The following is a 16,902-nucleotide window of genomic DNA, read 5'->3' as shown; positions in this document are numbered from 1 at the left end:
CGCCGGTCAGCCGGGCCCACGCCGGTCAACGGGAAGGCCCACCGAAGGTCGGGGCGCGGGTCACCTCATCGGGTGCCGGCGGTGCCGACGAGGTCCGCATGGTGCGGCGCTGGGTCCAGCGGGCAAGCCACGACAGCGAGATGTTGACGGTCAGGTAGAGCCCGGCGCCCACGACGAACAGGGCGACGTAGTACTGGTTCCCGAAGAACTGCCCGTTGTTCTTGATGGACTGGAGCAGCTCGGCGTAGCCCACGATGAAGCCGAGCGAGGAGTCCTTGAGCAGGACCACGAGCTGTGCGATGAGGCTCGGCATCATCGTGCGGACGGCCTGCGGGAGCAGGATCGTGAGCAGCGTCTGGCTCCGGGTCAACCCGATGGCGTAGGCCGCCTCCGTCTGACCCTTCGGCAGCGAGGCCAGCCCGGCGCGCAGGATCTCCGCGATGATCGCCATGTTGTAGACCGTCAGGCCGAAGACGACGGACTCGAAGGCGCTCCAGCCGAAGCCGATCAGGCCGAAGAACATCATGAGCAGCACGGGCAGCCCGCGGAACAGCTCGATCACCACGACCGCCGGACCCCGCTGCCACCGGTGGCGCGCGGTCCGCCACACAGCGAGCACCAGGCCGAGCACGAGCGCCACGGGCGCAGCAACCGCAGCCGCACGCAGCGTCGCCCCCAGGCCACGGACGACCATGGACTCCCACACGGCTGCGGCCGTCTGGCCCTTCGGCGGGTCGAACAGGACGTCCCAGCGCTCGAGGTCCAGGACTCCGCGCCCGGCCGCGAACCAGAGGCCGGATCCGAGCAGGGCCAGCAGCAGGACGCCGCCGACGACGGAGCCGATCAGCTCACGCCGCCGCGCGCGGGGCCCGGGGGAGTCGTAGAGGATCGCGCTCATCGGGCGAACGCCACCTTCCGCTCGATGCGGCTCGCGAGAGCCCCGGCGGGGATGGTGATGGCGAGGTAGAACAGCGCCACCCCGACCAGGACCCACAGGCCGCTCGCCGCGTTGGTGACGCCGAGGCGACGCCCGGTGCCCACCAGCTCGACGGCGATCAGGCCGAAGCCGGCCGCGACCGACGTGTTCTTGGTCAGGGCGATGAAGACGTTGATCAGCGGCGGGACGACGCTGCGGACGGCCTGCGGCAGGACGACCTCGACCAGGGTCTGGCCGAAGGTGAGCCCGATGGCGCGCGCCGCCTCCGCCTGGCCGACTCCCACGCTGTTGATGCCTGAGCGGATCGCCTCGCACACGAATGCCGCGGTGTAGGCCGAGAGGCAGATGACCGCCGTCCAGAAGCCCAGCGGAGCGAGGATGCCGAAGTAGGGCGCGACGAAGACCATGAAGAAGAAGACAAGGGTCAGCGGTGTGTTGCGCAGGAGCTCGACGTACGTGGCCGCGAACGCCCGTAGCGGACGCAGCGGGGAGACCCGCAGGGCCGCCAGGAGCAGCCCGGCCAGGAGCGCCAGCGCGGCGGACCACAGGGTCAGCTGGAGCGTCACCATGAACCCCGACAGGTAGGTCGGGAGGTTGTCGATGATGACGTCCACGGCGGGGGTTCCTCCGTTCGAGGCTCGGGCCCGGCGGGAGCCCGCGTCGTGTCCGAGGACAGCGGCGCCGGCGCCCGCCGGTCTCACCCGAGGCAGGGGCGGGTGATCAGGGCATCAGTGCCCGGTCGGCGACCGGTCGGCCGGTAGCCGACTCAGTACCTGTCGACGGCGGGCGGCTCGGGGGTGGGCAGCACGGTGCCGGCCGTCGCCTCCCACGCCTCGGTCCAGCTGCCGTCCGCGTAGAACTCCTCGAGCGCGTCGTTGATCCACATCCGGAACTCGTCGTCGTCCTTGGCAAGGCCGATGCCGTAGGGCTCCTCGGTGAACGGTTCGCCGCGCACCTCGAGCTCCGGGTCGTCGGCGGCGAAGCCCGCCAGGATCACGTTGTCCGTGCTCACCGCGTCGACCTGACCGTTCTTGAGCGGCTCGATGCACTCGGAGTAGGTGCCGAACGGCACGACCTCGGCGTCGGGGAAGTTCTCGAGCAGGTTCGCCTCGGGTGTCGACCCGGAGACCGTGCAGACCTTCGTGCCTGCGAGGTCGTCGGGGCCCTGGATGTCCGCGTTCGAGACGAGCGTCAGGATCGACTGGCCGGCCTCGTAGTACGGCCCGGCGAACGAGATGCGCTCCTTGCGGTCGTCGTTGATGGTGTACGTCGCCACGACGATGTCAACCTGGTCGGTCTCGATGAACGCCTCGCGGTTCGCCGAGACGGTCTCGACCCACGTGATGCCGTCCTCGTCGATGCCGAGCTTCCCGGCGATCAGCTTGGCGATCTCGACGTCGAAGCCCACCGGGACCTGGTCCGGCCCGACGAGCCCGAACAGCGGCTGGTCGAACTTGGTGCCGACGGTGATCGCCCCGGCGTCGGCGAGCTCGGCCATCGTCGAGCCCTCGGGGAACTCCGCCGCCCCGGTCGGCTCCTCGGTCATCTCCTCGTCGGCCGTGCCTGCCGGCTCGTCCTCCGGGGTGTCCCCGCTGCCGCAGGCGGCCAGGGTGAGTGTCGCCGCGGCCAGTACCGCGATCGTTCCTCGTCGTGAACGCATGGTCGTCTCCTTCCGGTTCGTGCCCCGCCGTCTCGGTGGCGACGGGTCCTCGCTGTCGGTTCTCCGGTCCTCTCCGTCCGTCAGGCTGGGTCGGTCAGGCTGCGTCGGTCACGTTCAGTGGGTCAGGCTGGGCCGATCACGTTCAGTGGGTCAGGATCTTGGACAGGAAGTCCTTGGCGCGGTCGCTGCGCGGGGCGGTGAAGAAGACCTCCGGCTGGGCCTCCTCGACGATCAGGCCGCCGTCCATGAAGACGACGCGGTTCGCGGCCTTGCGCGCGAAGCCCATCTCGTGGGTCACGACGATCATGGTCATGCCGTCCCGCGCCAGGGCCACCATGACGTCCAGGACCTCGTTGATCATCTCGGGGTCGAGCGCCGACGTCGGCTCGTCGAAGAGCATCACCTTGGGCTTCATCGCCAGCGCCCGCGCGATCGCGACGCGCTGCTGCTGGCCGCCCGACAGCTGCGCCGGCAGCTTGTCCGCCTGGTCGGCCACGCCGACCCGCTCGAGCAGCGTCATCGCTGCCTCCCGGGCGTCGGCCCGCTTCATCCCCTTGGCCTTGATCGGCCCGAGCGTCACGTTCTCCAGGACGGTCTTGTGCGCGAAGAGGTTGAAGGACTGGAAGACCATGCCGACGTCGGCGCGGAGGTGGGCCAGGGCCTTGCCCTCGGCGGGCAACGGCTGCCCGTCGACGGTGATCGTGCCCGAGTCGATCGTCTCCAGACGGTTGATCGCGCGGCACAGGGTCGACTTGCCGGAGCCCGACGGGCCGATCACCACGACGACCTCGCCGCGGTGCACGGTCAGGTCGATGTCGCGGAGCACGTGCAGGGCGCCGAAGTGCTTGTTGACCTTCGCCAGGACGACGAGCGGCTCACCCGGGGCGGTCGGATCCTGGGCGGCCGTGGGCGCCGGTTGCTGGTGAGCCATCTGCTGACCGTAGAGGGGTCATGTTTCCTCTGCCCACCCGAGCGGATCACAAGTTGGCAACAAAGGGTCAAGAGCGGCTATCGAATCGACCTGCTCGGCGACGCCCCGGGGCGCCGTACCCTGGTGGTGATGACTGCGACCCTGCCCGCCGATCGGCCCGCGACCGTCCCTGAGGCCGCTGCGACGGACCTGCGCGCGACGGCACCGTCGGTCGCCCAGGGATGCCGGACGTACGTCGTGCGGACGCTCGGCTGCCAGATGAACGTCCATGACTCCGAGCACATGGCGGGGATGCTCGAGGCGGCCGGGTACGTCCCGGCGGCCCCGGACGACGCCGCGGCGTACCTGGCCGACGTCGTGGTGGTCAACACCTGCGCGGTGCGGGAGAACGCGGCCAGTCGCCTGTACGGCAACCTCGGTCAGCTCGCCTCGGTCAAGGCACGACGCCCCGGCATGCAGATCGCCGTCGGCGGCTGCCTCGCGCAGAAGGACCGGTCCGGCATCGTCGACCGCGCCCCCTGGGTCGACGTCGTCTTCGGCACGCACAACCTCGACGCCCTGCCGGTGCTGCTCGAGCGGGCGCGGCACAACACCGAGGCCCAGGTCGAGATCGCCGAGTCGCTGCAGGTGTTCCCGTCGACGCTGCCGACCCGACGGGAGTCTGTCTACGCCGGCTGGGTCTCGATCAGCGTCGGCTGCAACAACACGTGCACGTTCTGCATCGTGCCCCGGCTGCGCGGCAAGGAGCGGGACCGCAGGCCGGGGGAGATCCTCGCCGAGGTCGAGGCGCTCGTCGCGCAGGGCGCGATCGAGGTCACGCTGCTGGGGCAGAACGTGAACAGCTACGGCGTGGAGTTCGGCGACCGCGGCGCGTTCGCCGCCCTGCTGCGCGCGGTCGGCAGCATCGACGGTCTCGAGCGGGTGCGCTTCACCTCGCCTCATCCGGCGGCCTTCACCGACGACGTGATCGACGCCATGGCGCAGACCCCCACCGTGATGCCCCAGCTGCACATGCCCCTGCAGTCCGGCTCGGACCAGGTGCTGCGCGCGATGCGCCGCTCCTACCGGGCAGCGAAGTTCCTCGGGATCCTGGACCGCGTGCGCGCAGCCATCCCGGACGCCGCGATCACCACGGACGTGATCGTCGGCTTCCCGGGTGAGACCGAGCAGGACTTCGCCGAGACCCTGCGGGTCGTCGAGGCGGCACGCTTCAGCTCGGCGTTCACGTTCCAGTACTCGCAGCGTCCCGGGACCCCTGCTGCCGACCTGCCCGGCGGGATCCCGAAGGCTGTCGTGCAGGAGCGCTACGAGCGCCTGACGGCGCTGCAGGACGGGATCTCCGAGCAGGAGAACGCCCGTCAGGTCGGTCGGACGGTCGAGGTCCTGGTCGGCGAGGGCGAGGGCCGCAAGGACGGCGCGACGCACCGGCTCACCGGTCGTGCCGCGGACAACCGGCTCGTCCACCTCGCGCCGCCGGCCCACGCGGCCGCCCTGCGCGGGGAGCGCGGTGCGCCCGAGCTGCACCACGACCTGCCACGCCCCGGCGACCTGGTCACGGTCGAGGTCACCGGTTCTGCGCCGTATCACCTGGTCGCGGACTCCGGGCTGAACGGTGGTCGGTACGAGGTGCGCAGGACGCGCGCGGGGGAGGCGTGGGCGGCTCGGCAGCGGGCAGCGCGCGACGGGGCCGACGAGGGCCACGGGCACGGCGTCGTCGCCGGAGCGGGCCCGATCGCCCTCGGGATGCCCTCAGCCCGTCGCTGACCTGCCGCCCTCGTCCGGGACGAGATCACCCAGGGCCGCGAACAGCTGGACGCCGGTCCCCAGCCCGCACGCGACGAGCTGGGCGAGCTGGTCGTCGGTCACCCCGTGCTCCAGGTCGACCGACATCTCGCCGTACAGCGCGGTCTGCCCTTCCTCGGCGCGCAGGTAGGCCTTGGGCCACAGCCGCTCGCGGTTCCAGTCGTTGACGGTCAGCAGCGCCGCGCCCCATCGGTCCTGCGGCAGGGTCCGGCGCCAGCGTCCGCGCACCTGAAGCACCTCGTGCTGCTCGCCGAGTAGGAGGAACCAGAAGCGGTCACCGTCCCAGGTGCCGGTCAGGTCACCGTCCGGGTCCCGCTGCACGCGATAGCCGCGCCCGCGCAGGTACGCCTCGACGCGGCCGCTGTCGAGCGGCGTCGGCACCTCGGAGCCGCTCATGGCGCGGCCGATGCCGGGTCGGGGTACAGCTGGTCGAGGGTGTCGAAGAAGACGCTGGCGGCACTCAGCCCGCACTGCAGCAGCTGCCCGAGCTGGGCGTCGCTCACGCCGTGCTCGAGGTCGGTGGCGACCTCGCAGGTCACGTGCACCATCCCGTCGTCGCGCACGCGCACGTAGGCCTTGGGCCAGATCTTCTCCGCGTTCCACTCGTTGCAGATCTCGAGCACGTCGGTGAGCCGTTCGATCGCGAACTCACGATTCCACTGGCCGCGCACCTGGAGGATCTCCTGGTGCTCGCCGAAGAGGAAGAAGTGGAACAGGCGCCCGCGCCACAGACCGCCGACGTCGCCGTCGTCGTCGACGAAGTAGCTGTAGCCGTGCCGGCTGAACCATGACCGGAGGCGCTCGGTCGTCAGGGGGGACGGGATCGCCGGGTCCGGCGCACCGGCGCGCTGCTCGGGGGCCTGGCGGCTCGGACCGCCGAGCAGGCCCCGCAGCGGACGGTCACCTGGACCCGAGACGGTGCGTGGGCCATCCGCCTCGCGAACCCGGCGCACCCAGGAGAAGAGCCCCATCGCTGCACCATACCTGCGCGGCGGGCGTCGGCCCCTGGGCATCCGCCGGACAGGTACGGTCGGTGCGTGCTCCACGCTGCTGCCCTCGTGCCGGAGACGGCTCTCCTGGTGCCCGGTGCCGCTGGTGCCGCCGAGGTGCTCGCCGCCGAGCGGTCGGCCGCCCTCGGTGCCGTCGGCGATCTCGTGTCGGGGGGGCCGGACCGGGTCGTCGTGGTGGCGGCCGGCCGGCCGGGTCGTGGTCTGGTCGAGCACGAGGGCCCGGTGCGTGCCTCGCTCGGAGCCGCCGGGCTGGACGACGACGCCCTCGGCTGGTCGACCGGTCCCGACCGGCAGTCGCGGCCGGTCGTCCGGGACGTCGCGACGTCGGTCGCCCTGCTGCTGCTCGCCGAGGTGGGCTGGGCCGGGGCGGTCTCCGCGCTGGTCGTGCCCGCGCAGGACGCCGCCGCGCTGCGGGCCGTCGGTCGTGACCGCACCGCCGGGGCGGACCGGGTCGCGCTGCTCCTGGTCGGTTCGCTCAGCGCCCGCCGGGGCCCGGCCGGTCCGTTGGCGCAGGACGGACGGGCCGCTCCGTTCGACGACCGGGTGCTCGCCGACCTCGCGGACCTCGGCCCCGACGCCGTCGAACGCCTCGCGGCCGTGCCCGGCAGCGTCGCGGTGGAGCTCGCCGTGAGCGCCTGGGCCCCGTGGCAGGTGCTGATCGGTGCGACGGCCGCGCAGACCCTTGGTGGTCCGGCGATCCGGGGGGATGTCCGGCTCGTCTCGTCCCCGTTCGACGCCACGTATGCCGTCGTGGTGTGGGACCACCCGGCCGGTGGACGGCACGGGGACCTGACGGACGAGTCGCCGCCGGAGCAGGCATGACCGCGACCGGCAGGACCACGACGCCCGTCGTCGCGCTGGTCGGGCCGACGGCCACGGGCAAGTCCGACCTGGGGCTCGCGCTCGCCGAGCGGCTCGGTGGGGAGATCGTCAACGCCGACGCGATGCAGCTGTACCGGGGGATGGACATCGGGACGGCCAAGCTGTCGCCGGCGGAGCGCCGCGGGGTCGTCCACCACATGCTCGATGTGCTCGACGTGGACGAGGACGCCTCGGTCGCGGCCTACCAGCGGGCGGCCCGCGCGGACCTGGCGGTGATCGCCGCCCACGGTGGGCGGCCCGTCGTGGTCGGTGGTTCCGGCCTGTACGTGCGCGCGCTGCTGGACCGGATGGAGCTCGCTCCGGTGGACCCGGTCGTCCGTGCCCGGCTCGAGGCCAGGGCACGGGAGGTCGGACCTGGCCTGCTGCACGACGAGCTCGCCGCCGTCGACCCCGATGCGGCGGATCGCATCGGCCGGGCCAACACACGGCGCATCGTCCGTGCCCTCGAGGTGATCGAGATCACCGGCCGTCCGTACACCGCGACGCTCCCCGAGCAGGTGTACGCCCGGCCCACCGTGCAGATCGGTCTGGACTGCGCACGCGACGTGCTGGACGAGCGGATCGAGCACCGCGTGGCACACATGTGGGCCCGCGGCCTGGTCGACGAGGTGGGCGGCCTCGCCGGGCGCCGGATGGGCCGGACGGCGGCACGTGCGGTGGGCTACGCGCAGGTGCTCGCCCTGCTTCGCGGGGAGGTCACCGAGCCCGAGGCCCGCGCCGCGGTGATCGCCGGGACGCGGCGCCTCGCCCGCAAGCAGATGGGGTGGTTCGGGCGGGATCCCCGGGTGCACTGGCTCGACTCCCGCGCCCCGGAACTGGTCGACCGGGCCCTCGACCTCGTCGCGCAGGCTGATGCCGGACGTCTCGTCGATCCCGGCGTGCGCCGTCGTACGCTCGGGTCATGACCTCGTCCGCCGACCTGCGTCCCGACCGTGGCGGTCGCACGCTCGCCGTGACCAAGGGCCACGGCACCCAGAACGACTTCGTGCTCATCGCTGATCTCGACGGCTCGCTCGACCTGACGCCGCACCTTGTCCGGGGACTGACCGACCGCAGGGCAGGGGTCGGCGGTGACGGGGTGATCCGGCTGGTCGCGAGCTCCGCACTGGCTGCCGGCGCGGCCAGCCTGGTCGAGGACCCCGCCGCGCGATGGTTCATGGACTATCGCAACGCCGACGGCAGCGTGGCGGAGATGTGCGGCAACGGCGTGCGGGTGGTCGCGCGCTTCGCGGAGCGGCTCGGGCTGTGGGACGGCACCGCCGAGCTGGTCCTCGGCACGCGGGCCGGGGTCCGGCGGGTACGGCGCGAGCCGGCAGCGGACGACGCCGATGACGCCGACGACTGGTATGCGGTCGACATGGGTCCCTGGCACCTTCCCGGCGGCCAGGCGGCCGTCGTCGCAGGCATGGACGCCGAGGTCGTCGTCGCGGGACTCGCGGTGACCCGGCCGGCGCTGAGTGTCGACCTGGGCAACCCGCACACCGTGCTGGCCCTCGCCGACGTCGACGAGCTCACGTCCGTCGACCTGACCCGAGCGCCGACGGTGACACCGACGCCTGCGCACGGGACCAACGTCGAGCTCGTCGTACCCCTCGGTGAGACCACGACGCCGGACGGCGAGGTCGTCGGGCAGGTGCGGATGCGGGTGCACGAGCGCGGGGTGGGCGAGACCATGTCCTGCGGGACGGGTGCGTGTGCCGCCGCGCTCGCGGTGCGGACCTGGGCAGGTGCCGGTGCGCCGGACACCTGGACCGTGCAGGTCCCCGGCGGCATGGTCCGCGTCCGTGTCCTGGACGGCGGGCACGTGGAGCTCGCCGGCCCCGCCGTGCTGGTCGCGGACGTGGTTGTCGACCTCGATGCCCTGAGCTGACCCGACTCGACCCGACTCGACCTCGGCGGCACGGCGGACGTGGCCGGGGCGGCGGCGGGCTCAGGCCGGGCTGACCCGCAGGACGCGGAAGCCCTTGGCGCTGGCGACCCGCTCGGTCGGCAGCCCCAGCTCCGTGACGATCCAGCGCTGCAGGGAGTCGGCGCCCAGGTTGCGCTGGACGACCAGGTGGGCCTGGCCCTCGGGCGTGAGGCGGCGGAGCCACCGTCCGAGCATCCCGTGCAGCACCTCCTTGCCCACCCGGATCGGCGGGTTGGACCACACGGCCGCGAAGAGCACGTCGTCCGGTACGTCGTCCGGACCGACCGCGACGACGTTCTCGAGCCCCAGGTCCCGGATGGTGTGCCGGAGCAGGTCGAGCGCGCGCGTGTTGACGTCCACCGCCCAGACGGTCGCACCCGGCGCCAGGAGGGCCAGGGTCACGGCGATCGGGCCCCAGCCGCAGCCGAGGTCGAGCAGGTTCCCCGCGGGCGGCGGTGCCGGGACCGAGCGCAGGAGCACCTGGGTGCCGAGATCGACCCGGCCGGGGGAGAAGATGCCCGAAGCCGTCTGCACGGTCAGGTCGCGGCCTGCGAGGTGCACGTCGAGCGTGCGGCGCTCGGCGGCGGAGGCGGGCTCCGCCGAGAAGTAGTGGTCGCCGTCCGACGGCGCGCTGTCGGCCGGGGCGCTGTCGGCGTCAGGACCGGGGGGCATGCTGGGCACGGTCGGCACTGTACCGAGCGTCGGGCCACCGTCCGGCACCGTCGCGCACCGTCGGGCACCTGTCGGCACCCGCCGGCGCCGGTATTCGTTCGCGGGCGCACCGCGTGCGTGCAAGGCTTGTCACCTGACGAGAGGTACTGATGACCCTGCCTGAACCGCAGCCCCACGACGCCCGTGACCTTGCCGACGCCGTCGTCGCCCGCGTGCTGGCCCGTGCCGGGACCGTCCTGGATGCCGGCGAGACGCGCCGCAGCGACACGGACGGCGACCAGATGGAGCGCGAGGACCGCGCGGCGCTGCGCCGTGTCCGCGGTCTGTCGACCGAGCTCAGCGATGTCACCGAGGTCGAGTACCGGCAGCTCCGGCTGGAGAAGGTCGTGCTCGCAGGCATCTGGAGCTCGGGCACGGTCGCCGATGCCGAGGTCTCGCTGCGCGAGCTCGCGGCCCTCGCGGAGACGGCCGGCTCGGAGGTGCTCGACGGCATCCTGCAGCGCAGGTCGACCCCGGACCCCGCGACCTTCCTCGGCTCGGGCAAGGCCACCGAGCTGGCCGAGGTGGTCGCCGCCACCGGGGCCGACACCGTCATCGTGGACGCCGACCTCGCTCCGTCGCAGCGCCGCAGCCTCGAGGACATCGTCAAGGTCAAGGTCATCGACCGGACGGCGTTGATCCTGGACATCTTCGCCCAGCACGCGAAGTCGCGGGAGGGCAAGGCGCAGGTCGAGCTCGCTCAGCTGGTGTACCTCCTGCCGCGGCTGCGTGGCTGGGGCGAGTCGATGTCGCGGCAGGCCGGTGGTCGGGTCGCGGCGGGTGCCGGCATCGGGTCGCGTGGTCCCGGCGAGACCAAGATCGAGCTGGACCGGCGACGGATCCGGACCCGGGTCGCCAAGCTCAAGCGGGAGATCGCGGCCATGGAGCCGTCGCGGGCGACCCAGCGGTCGTCGCGCAAGCGCCACAACGTGCCGTCCGTCGCGATCGCCGGCTACACCAACGCCGGCAAGTCGAGCCTGCTCAACCGCCTCACCGGAGCCGGCGTCCTGGTCGAGAACTCCCTGTTCGCGACGCTCGACCCGACGGTGCGGCGTGCCCGGACACCCGACGGTCGCCAGTACACGCTCGCCGACACGGTCGGCTTCGTCCGCTCCCTGCCGACCCAGCTCGTCGAGGCCTTCCGGTCGACGCTCGAAGAGGTCGGCGATGCCGACCTCGTGCTGCACGTCGTCGACGTCTCGCACCCCGACCCCGAGGGGCAGGTCGCGGCGGTCCGCGCGGTCCTCGCCGAGATCGAGGGCGCCCGCGAGATCCCCGAGCTCGTCGTGCTCAACAAGGCCGACGTCGCCGATCCCGACGTGGTGGCACGGATGCGTCGGCGCGAGCCGCACTCGATCGTCGTCTCCGCCTACACCGGGGAGGGGTTCGCCGAGCTGCAGGAGATGATCTCCGCCGAGCTGCCGCGTCCCCGTGTCTCGGTCGACGTCCTCGTGCCGTACGACCGGGGTGACCTCGTCAGCCGTACCCACTCCGAGGGTGAGATCGACGTCGAGGAGCACACCGAGCACGGCACGCTGCTCCGCGCGCGGGTGGATGCGGACCTCGCGGCCGAGCTCAGGACGGCATCGGTCGGCTGACCGGGAGGACGCGGCGACGTTCTAGGCTTCCGTGGTGACTCCGCCGACCGATCCGCCAGTCCCGGGGCCCGTCCCGGGCCCGACGTCGACGGTCGGCGAGCTGCTCGATCGGGCCGTCACCACGCTCGGCGGTCGGCGCCGTGACGGGCAGCACGCGATGGCACAGGCAGTCGCCGACGCGATCGACGCCCGCGAGCACCTGCTCGTCCAGGCCGGCACCGGTACCGGCAAGTCGCTGGCGTACCTCGTCCCAGCCGTGCGGCACGCCGTCCTGGCCGACGAACGCGTCGTGATCTCCACCGCGACCCTCGCGCTCCAGCGGCAAGTCATGACCCGCGACCTTCCGCTCGTCGCGGCCGCGGTCGCGCCGCAGCTCCCGCGTGCACCGCAGATCGCCCTGCTCAAGGGCTGGCACAACTACCTGTGCGCGCACAAGGTCGCCGGTGGCTACCCGCCCGACGAGCCGGTCACGCTCTTCGAGGCGCTCGGTGAGGGACCGGGTGCGTCCGACCACCCGTCGGCGGTGGGCGGCGACGGGTCGGCGGCCGACGGCGGTCCGGGGGACGGGTCCGGTCCCGGCGCGCTCGGACGTCAGGTGCTGCGGCTGCGCGAGTGGGCGGCCGAGACGACGACGGGCGACCGTGACGACCTGGTGCCCGGGGTGCCGGACCGTGCGTGGCGGCAGGTCTCGGTCCGGTCGATGGAGTGTCTCGGGCCCCGCTGCCCGGTGCTGGCCGACTGCTTCCCCGAGCACGCCAGGGCTCGTGCTCGTGAGGCCGACGTCGTGGTGACCAACCATGCGATGCTCGGGATCGCGGCGAGCGGGTCACCTGGGGTCCTGCCGGAGCACGAGGTGCTCGTGGTCGACGAGGCCCACGAGCTCGCCGATCGTGTGACGGCGCAGGCGACGGTCGAGCTGTCGGTCGCGACCGTCGAGCATGCCGGACGGTTGGCCCGTCGCCACGGGGGTGTGCCGACCACCGATCTGGACAGCGCGGCGCAGGCGCTCGGCCAGGTGCTCGCAGAGCTCCCGGAGGGTCGGTTCCGCAGCGGCCTGCCACCGGCCGTGGTGACCGCCGTGGCGGCCGTGCGGGATGCCGCGCGGGGCTTGATGACGGCGCTCAAGCCGGAGGCGACCCAGAGCGCACCGGTCGCGGAGGGCGGTCTGAAGATGGCCGTCTCGGCGGTCCTCATCCTGTTCGAGATCGGCGAGCGGATGACCGGCGACGCTGCGGCGACCGGACGGGACGTGATCTGGTGCGCGCGCGGCGACGAGGGCTGGGGACGGTCCGGGGCCTCGAGGCTGCACGCCGCACCGCTCGCGGTCGCGGGGCTCGTCAGGACCCACCTGTTCACCGGCCGCACCGCAGTCCTGACCTCGGCGACCCTTGCCCTCGGCGGCAGCTTCACGCCACTGGCCCGGGCCGTCGGTCTCGATCCCGAGCTGGCGCGCCGCGACGACGCGGACACCCCCGCGACCACCGCCAGGGCAGCCGCGGACCCGGACCCCGCGGCGCCGCGGCCCTGGCGGGGGATCGACGTCGGCAGCCCGTTCGACTACCCGCACAGCGCGATCCTCTACATCGCCCGCCACCTCCCGGCACCGGGGCGCGAGCCGACGACCGAGGCCCAGCTCGACGAGATCGCCGAGCTCGTCACCGCGGCGGGCGGGGCGACGCTCGGCCTGTTCTCCTCGAGACGGGCGGCGCTCGCGGCCGCGGAGGCGATGCGGACCCGGCTGGACGTGCCCGTCCTGTGTCAGGGTGACGACCAGCTGCCGACGCTGGTGCGCCAGTTCATCGCCGACGAGGCGACCTGCCTGTTCGGGACGCTGTCGCTCTGGCAGGGTGTCGACGTCCCTGGCCCCACCTGCCGCCTCGTCCTGATCGACCGGATCCCGTTCCCGCGGCCCGACGACCCGGTCCGCTCTGCGCGCACCGAGGCCGTCGAGGCGAGCGGCGGGAACGGCTTCATGACGGTCTCCGCGGCGCATGCGGCCCTCCTGCTCGCCCAGGGCTCGGGTCGGCTGATCCGGACCGACACCGACCGCGGCGTCGTCGCCGTCCTCGACCCTCGCCTGGCCACCGCCCGCTACGGGACGTTCCTGATCCGGACGATGCCGCCGTTCTGGCAGACCACCGATCCTGCGGTCGCCCGCGCCGCGCTGCAGCGGCTCGCCCACCAGGCCGATCCCGCCCCCGCGGACCGCTAGCGCGACCGAGCCGGTCGCGGCTTAGGGTTGGCTACATCGGGTGCGCGGACGAAGGGGATGGCAACGTGGTGGACACGGCGGCACGTTCGGGACGGCGCAACAGCGAGACCGATGGCATGGGCCTCGATGCGACCCCGGCGGGGCGGCGGACGACCAAGCTGGCGATCGTGGGAGCGGGCAGCGTCGGAGCCACCCTCGCCTACGCGGCCCTGATGCGAGGAGCGGCCCGCAGCGTCGCGCTCTACGACATCGACAAGGCCAAGGTCGAGGCGGAGGCGCTCGACATCGGCCATGGGATCCAGTTCATGCCGATGGCCGACGTCGTCGGATCGGACGACATGGCCGTCTGCGCCGGGGCCGATGTCGTGGTCGTGACGGCCGGCGCCAAGCAGCGCCCGGGCCAGAGCAGGCTCGAGCTGGCCGAGGCCACGATCGGCCTGGTGCGCAAGATCCTGCCCGGTCTGGTCGATGTGGCCCCGGATGCGGTCTACCTCATGGTCACCAACCCGGTCGACATCGTCACCTACGCGGCGCTCAAGATCTCCGGGCTCCCGCCGAACCAGCTGTTCGGCTCGGGGACGGTGCTGGACTCCTCGCGGCTGCGGTACCTGCTCGCGCAGCACACCGGCGTCGCGGTGCAGAACATCCACGCCTACATCGCCGGTGAGCACGGCGACTCCGAGATCCCGCTCTGGAGCTCGGCCGCGATCGGCTCGGTGCCGCTGATGGACTGGCCGGGCGTCCCGGGACCGGATGGCGTGATGGTGGGCCGCCTCGATGCGGCGGACCGTGAGCGGATCGCCGACGAGGTCGTGCAGTCCGCCTACCGGATCATCGCGGGCAAGGGGGCGACCAACTACGCGGTCGCCCTCGCCGGGTCCCGCATCATCGAGGCGATCCTCGGTGACGAACGGCGGATCCTGCCGGTCTCGTCCCTGCTCGAGGGCTACCGGGGCATCTCTGACGTGTGCCTCTCGGTCCCGTCGATCGTCGGCAGGCACGGCGTCGGAGCGCGACTCGAGGTCAGCATGTCCGACCAGGAGCTGGCCGGCCTGCACCGGTCGGCCGACGCCCTGCGTGCGGTGGCCAGGCAGTTCGGCCTCTAGCGTCGCCGCTTCGGGCTCGGGCGTCGCAGGGTCACCGCGGGCGGTGGTGGTACGCAGCCGTCACAGGCTCCGCAGCACACTGACGACCCGGCCCAGGACGATGGCGTCGTCACCCGGGATGGGTGCGTAGGCCGCGTTCTGCGGCATCAGCCAGACGTGTCCGTCGGCGCGCCGGAGCGTCTTGACCGTCGCCTCGCCGTCGATCATCGCGACGACGATCTCGCCGTTCTCCGCGACCGGCTGGCGCCGCACGACGACCCAGTCGTGGTCGCAGATCGCAGCCTCGATCATCGAGTCGCCGACGACCCGGAGGAGGAAGAGGTCACCGTCCCCGACGAGCTGACGGGGTAGCGGGAAGACGTCCTCGACGACCTGCTCGGCCAGGATCGGGCCACCGGCGGCGATCCGGCCCACCACCGGGACGTACGACGGGGTCGGGATCGAGTCGCCCTCGGCGAGGTGCTCCTGCCCGTAGCTGCGCCCGTGCACGTCCATCCGGCCGATGGGTCGGGAGTCGTCAGGGTGCACGACCTCGATCGCCCGGGGTCGGTTCGGGTCCCGCCGCAGGTAGCCCTTGCGCTCGAGTGCGGTCAGCTGGTGCTTGACCGAGGACGGGCTGGTCAGGCCGACAGCCACGCCGATCTCGCGCATGCTCGGTGGGTAGCCCCTGCGCTCGACGCTGGCCCGGATGGTCTCCAGGACGAGCCGCTGACGGGCTGTCAGGCCGTCGCCGCCGACAGGCGTGTCGGGCAGTGCGTGGACCGTGGCCAGCCCGTCGTCCGATCCCGACGGTGGGTTGGTGTTCGCTGCCACGGCGGCCTCCTGGTCTCGAAACCTCGACGGGCTGATGCTCTCGACGGACTGCTCCTGCGGCCGGCCGCGCACCCGACGCCAGGCGATGTCAGAGGTGCGTGGTGGTCTGTTCCTCGTGCCCCACCATAGGGGCCGCGATCCATCGGATCAAACACCTGTTCGAGCGTGTCTCGACAGATGTCGGCCGTTGGTGGTAGACATCGTACAGACGTTCGACGAACATGCGTTCGACGTACGGGTGTTCGACCGGTTCGCAGTTCCGCAGTTCCGCAGCACTGCGGCTCCGTCGCACAGGAGCCCGAGGTGAGGAGACGACGATGAGCACGATGGCCTGGGACGTCCAGCCCCGCTTCGGCGCTGAGGTCCGCACGATGCGTCCGGTCCGTCCGCTGACCGCGTCGCCCAGCGCCGTCGGCGACTCCGGCCGGGCCGCGTCCGGCCTGCGGCTCACGCGTCGTGGCCGGCTCACGGTCGTGCTCCTGGCCCTCGGTCTCGCCCTGGTGGCGGGGCTGTCTGCGGAGAGCGCCATGGCTGACGGCCCGGGCGAGGCGCTGCAGGTCGTGACGCACACCGTCGCGGCAGGGGAGACCTTGTGGGAGGTGGCCGGCTCGGTGGCGGGGCCCGGACAGGACCGTCGCGACGTCGTCGACGAGCTCATCGACCTCAACGGCCTGGCGGACAGCGGCCTGCAGGCGGGCCAGCAGATCCTGGTCCCGGTCGGCTGACGGCGACGCCCCCGCGGCTGCAGCCGGGCACGGACCGTTTCTTGCACCCGTCTGAGCACACCCGTACGGTGAACCGCAGACAGCCCGCGACCGTCGGTCGCAGCGGAGGTGGAGGTTCGGTGCACTGCCCGTTCTGCCGGCATGGTGACTCGCGCGTCGTGGACTCCCGGACCTCCGATGACGGCCTGTCGATCCGACGCCGCAGGCAGTGCCCCGAGTGCCACCGTCGCTTCACGACGATCGAGACGGCAGGCCTCTCGGTCGTCAAGCGGTCCGGCGTCACCGAGCCCTTCAGCCGCGAGAAGGTGGTCAACGGGGTTCGGAAGGCCTGCCAGGGGCGCCCGGTCAGCGAGGACGACCTGGCGCTGCTCGCACAGCGCGTCGAGGAGACCCTGCGGAGCACCGGCAGCGCGGAGCTCGACGCGCACGAGATCGGCTTGTCGATCCTCGGTCCGCTGCGCGAGCTCGACGAGGTCGCGTACCTACGGTTCGCGAGCGTGTACCAGGCGTTCGAGTCCCTCGAGGACTTCGAGGCAGCGATCACTGCCCTGCGGGCAGAGCACCACGCTGCAGCGGACGAGACGGTCGAGGACGGGTCCGTCGCA

Annotated in this window: 16 protein-coding genes and 1 pseudogene; 9 read left to right on the top strand and 8 right to left on the bottom strand. The window is 72.5% G+C overall.

The genetic code is table 11. The features are described 5' to 3' along the window. Positions 1–25: 25 nt before the first annotated feature. The 4 genes from K415_RS0119750 to K415_RS0119735 form a co-directional block, all read right to left on the bottom strand. A complete protein-coding gene (locus K415_RS0119750; RefSeq protein ID WP_024288753.1) occupies positions 26–898 on the bottom strand; it encodes an amino acid ABC transporter permease in 873 nt (290 codons plus the stop codon). Then, a complete protein-coding gene (locus K415_RS0119745) occupies positions 895–1,551 on the bottom strand; it encodes an amino acid ABC transporter permease (protein WP_024288752.1) in 657 nt (218 codons plus the stop codon). Before K415_RS0119745 ends, K415_RS0119750 begins: the two co-directional genes overlap by 4 nt. A gap of 152 nt (positions 1,552–1,703) precedes the next feature. Continuing rightward, positions 1,704–2,597 (bottom strand): glutamate ABC transporter substrate-binding protein, encoded by an 894-nt coding sequence (locus K415_RS0119740; protein ID WP_024288751.1) that lies wholly within the window; start codon positions 2,595–2,597, stop codon positions 1,704–1,706. Positions 2,598–2,739: 142 nt separating this feature from the next. Beyond that, complete coding sequence (locus tag K415_RS0119735) at positions 2,740–3,528, bottom strand: amino acid ABC transporter ATP-binding protein (RefSeq protein ID WP_024288750.1); 789 nt, start codon at positions 3,526–3,528, stop codon at positions 2,740–2,742. Positions 3,529–3,657: 129 nt separating this feature from the next. On the opposite strand from K415_RS0119735, the gene miaB reads away from it, so the two are divergent. Continuing rightward, positions 3,658–5,292, top strand: coding sequence for a tRNA (N6-isopentenyl adenosine(37)-C2)-methylthiotransferase MiaB (gene miaB / locus K415_RS0119730; RefSeq protein ID WP_024288749.1), 1,635 nt, complete (start codon positions 3,658–3,660; stop codon positions 5,290–5,292). On the opposite strand, the gene K415_RS0119725 is transcribed toward miaB, so the two are convergent. Both K415_RS0119725 and K415_RS22250 read right to left on the bottom strand, forming a co-directional pair. Continuing rightward, the gene (locus tag K415_RS0119725; protein ID WP_024288748.1) at positions 5,278–5,727 is read right to left on the bottom strand and encodes a YbjN domain-containing protein; all 450 of its coding nucleotides are present in this window, start codon (positions 5,725–5,727) and stop codon (positions 5,278–5,280) included. The genes miaB and K415_RS0119725 overlap by 15 nt on opposite strands. Continuing rightward, a complete protein-coding gene (locus K415_RS22250; protein WP_024288747.1) occupies positions 5,724–6,302 on the bottom strand; it encodes a YbjN domain-containing protein in 579 nt (192 codons plus the stop codon). The genes K415_RS0119725 and K415_RS22250 overlap by 4 nt, the downstream gene beginning before the upstream one ends. A 66-nt stretch (positions 6,303–6,368) precedes the next feature. Here K415_RS22250 and K415_RS0119715 point away from each other — a divergent pair, with 66 nt between their 5' ends. Genes K415_RS0119715 through dapF form a run of 3 tightly spaced genes read left to right on the top strand, consistent with a single transcriptional unit; the run spans position 6,369 to position 9,093 of the window. Then, positions 6,369–7,163, top strand: a complete 795-nt coding sequence (locus tag K415_RS0119715) for a hypothetical protein (protein ID WP_024288746.1) — start codon at positions 6,369–6,371, stop codon at positions 7,161–7,163. Then, positions 7,160–8,128 carry a tRNA (adenosine(37)-N6)-dimethylallyltransferase MiaA gene (miaA, locus tag K415_RS0119710; protein WP_024288745.1) on the top strand — a complete coding sequence of 323 codons (969 nt, stop codon included), beginning with the start codon at positions 7,160–7,162 and terminating at the stop codon, positions 8,126–8,128. Before K415_RS0119715 ends, miaA begins: the two co-directional genes overlap by 4 nt. After that, a complete protein-coding gene (gene dapF / locus K415_RS0119705) occupies positions 8,125–9,093 on the top strand; it encodes a diaminopimelate epimerase (RefSeq protein ID WP_024288744.1) in 969 nt (322 codons plus the stop codon). The genes miaA and dapF overlap by 4 nt, the downstream gene beginning before the upstream one ends. A 60-nt stretch (positions 9,094–9,153) precedes the next feature. Here dapF and K415_RS0119700 read toward each other — a convergent pair whose 3' ends face one another. Continuing rightward, entirely contained in the window at positions 9,154–9,804 is a 651-nt protein-coding gene (locus tag K415_RS0119700; protein WP_051481046.1) for a class I SAM-dependent methyltransferase, read from the bottom strand. Positions 9,805–9,953: 149 nt separating this feature from the next. Here K415_RS0119700 and hflX point away from each other — a divergent pair, with 149 nt between their 5' ends. The 3 genes from hflX to K415_RS0119685 all read left to right on the top strand — a co-directional run bounded on the left by hflX (position 9,954) and on the right by K415_RS0119685 (position 14,759). Continuing rightward, entirely contained in the window at positions 9,954–11,441 is a 1,488-nt protein-coding gene (gene hflX, locus K415_RS0119695; protein WP_024288742.1) for a GTPase HflX, read from the top strand. 31 nt (positions 11,442–11,472) lie between these two features. Further along, positions 11,473–13,653 carry an ATP-dependent DNA helicase gene (locus tag K415_RS0119690; protein WP_024288741.1) on the top strand — a complete coding sequence of 727 codons (2,181 nt, stop codon included), beginning with the start codon at positions 11,473–11,475 and terminating at the stop codon, positions 13,651–13,653. Positions 13,654–13,769: 116 nt separating this feature from the next. After that, positions 13,770–14,759: an L-lactate dehydrogenase gene (locus tag K415_RS0119685; RefSeq protein ID WP_029664212.1), complete on the top strand. Its 990-nt coding sequence runs from the start codon at positions 13,770–13,772 to the stop codon at positions 14,757–14,759. A gap of 60 nt (positions 14,760–14,819) precedes the next feature. Here the strand turns inward: K415_RS0119685 and lexA are convergent, their stop codons facing one another. Continuing rightward, entirely contained in the window at positions 14,820–15,530 is a 711-nt protein-coding gene (gene lexA / locus K415_RS0119680) for a transcriptional repressor LexA (protein ID WP_369795283.1), read from the bottom strand. 359 nt (positions 15,531–15,889) lie between these two features. Here lexA and K415_RS0119675 point away from each other — a divergent pair, with 359 nt between their 5' ends. Beyond that, entirely contained in the window at positions 15,890–16,297 is a 408-nt protein-coding gene (locus K415_RS0119675; protein WP_024288738.1) for a LysM peptidoglycan-binding domain-containing protein, read from the top strand. 119 nt (positions 16,298–16,416) lie between these two features. Next, a pseudogene (nrdR, locus tag K415_RS0119670) lies at positions 16,417–16,896 on the top strand (transcriptional regulator NrdR); the annotation flags it as partial. Between the last annotated feature and the right edge of the window lie 6 nt (positions 16,897–16,902).

This window comes from Cellulomonas sp. KRMCY2 (assembly GCF_000526515.1).
Lineage (GTDB): Bacteria > Actinomycetota > Actinomycetes > Actinomycetales > Cellulomonadaceae > Actinotalea.
This window is presented reverse-complemented; position numbering and strand designations above follow the sequence as displayed.

What these genes read in the sequence shown, in the direction of transcription:
- K415_RS0119750 (WP_024288753.1), bottom strand. Translation starts at nt 898, where the DNA reads ATGAGCGCGATCCTCTACGACTCCCCCGGGCCCCGCGCGCGGCGGCGT.
- K415_RS0119740 (WP_024288751.1), bottom strand. Translation starts at nt 2,597, where the DNA reads ATGCGTTCACGACGAGGAACGATCGCGGTACTGGCCGCGGCGACACTC.
- K415_RS0119735 (WP_024288750.1), bottom strand. Translation starts at nt 3,528, where the DNA reads ATGGCTCACCAGCAACCGGCGCCCACGGCCGCCCAGGATCCGACCGCC.
- miaB (WP_024288749.1), top strand. Translation starts at nt 3,658, where the DNA reads ATGACTGCGACCCTGCCCGCCGATCGGCCCGCGACCGTCCCTGAGGCC.
- K415_RS0119725 (WP_024288748.1), bottom strand. Translation starts at nt 5,727, where the DNA reads ATGAGCGGCTCCGAGGTGCCGACGCCGCTCGACAGCGGCCGCGTCGAG.
- K415_RS22250 (WP_024288747.1), bottom strand. Translation starts at nt 6,302, where the DNA reads ATGGGGCTCTTCTCCTGGGTGCGCCGGGTTCGCGAGGCGGATGGCCCA.
- miaA (WP_024288745.1), top strand. Translation starts at nt 7,160, where the DNA reads ATGACCGCGACCGGCAGGACCACGACGCCCGTCGTCGCGCTGGTCGGG.
- dapF (WP_024288744.1), top strand. Translation starts at nt 8,125, where the DNA reads ATGACCTCGTCCGCCGACCTGCGTCCCGACCGTGGCGGTCGCACGCTC.
- K415_RS0119700 (WP_051481046.1), bottom strand. Translation starts at nt 9,804, where the DNA reads ATGCCCCCCGGTCCTGACGCCGACAGCGCCCCGGCCGACAGCGCGCCG.
- hflX (WP_024288742.1), top strand. Translation starts at nt 9,954, where the DNA reads ATGACCCTGCCTGAACCGCAGCCCCACGACGCCCGTGACCTTGCCGAC.
- K415_RS0119685 (WP_029664212.1), top strand. Translation starts at nt 13,770, where the DNA reads ATGGGCCTCGATGCGACCCCGGCGGGGCGGCGGACGACCAAGCTGGCG.
- K415_RS0119675 (WP_024288738.1), top strand. Translation starts at nt 15,890, where the DNA reads ATGAGCACGATGGCCTGGGACGTCCAGCCCCGCTTCGGCGCTGAGGTC.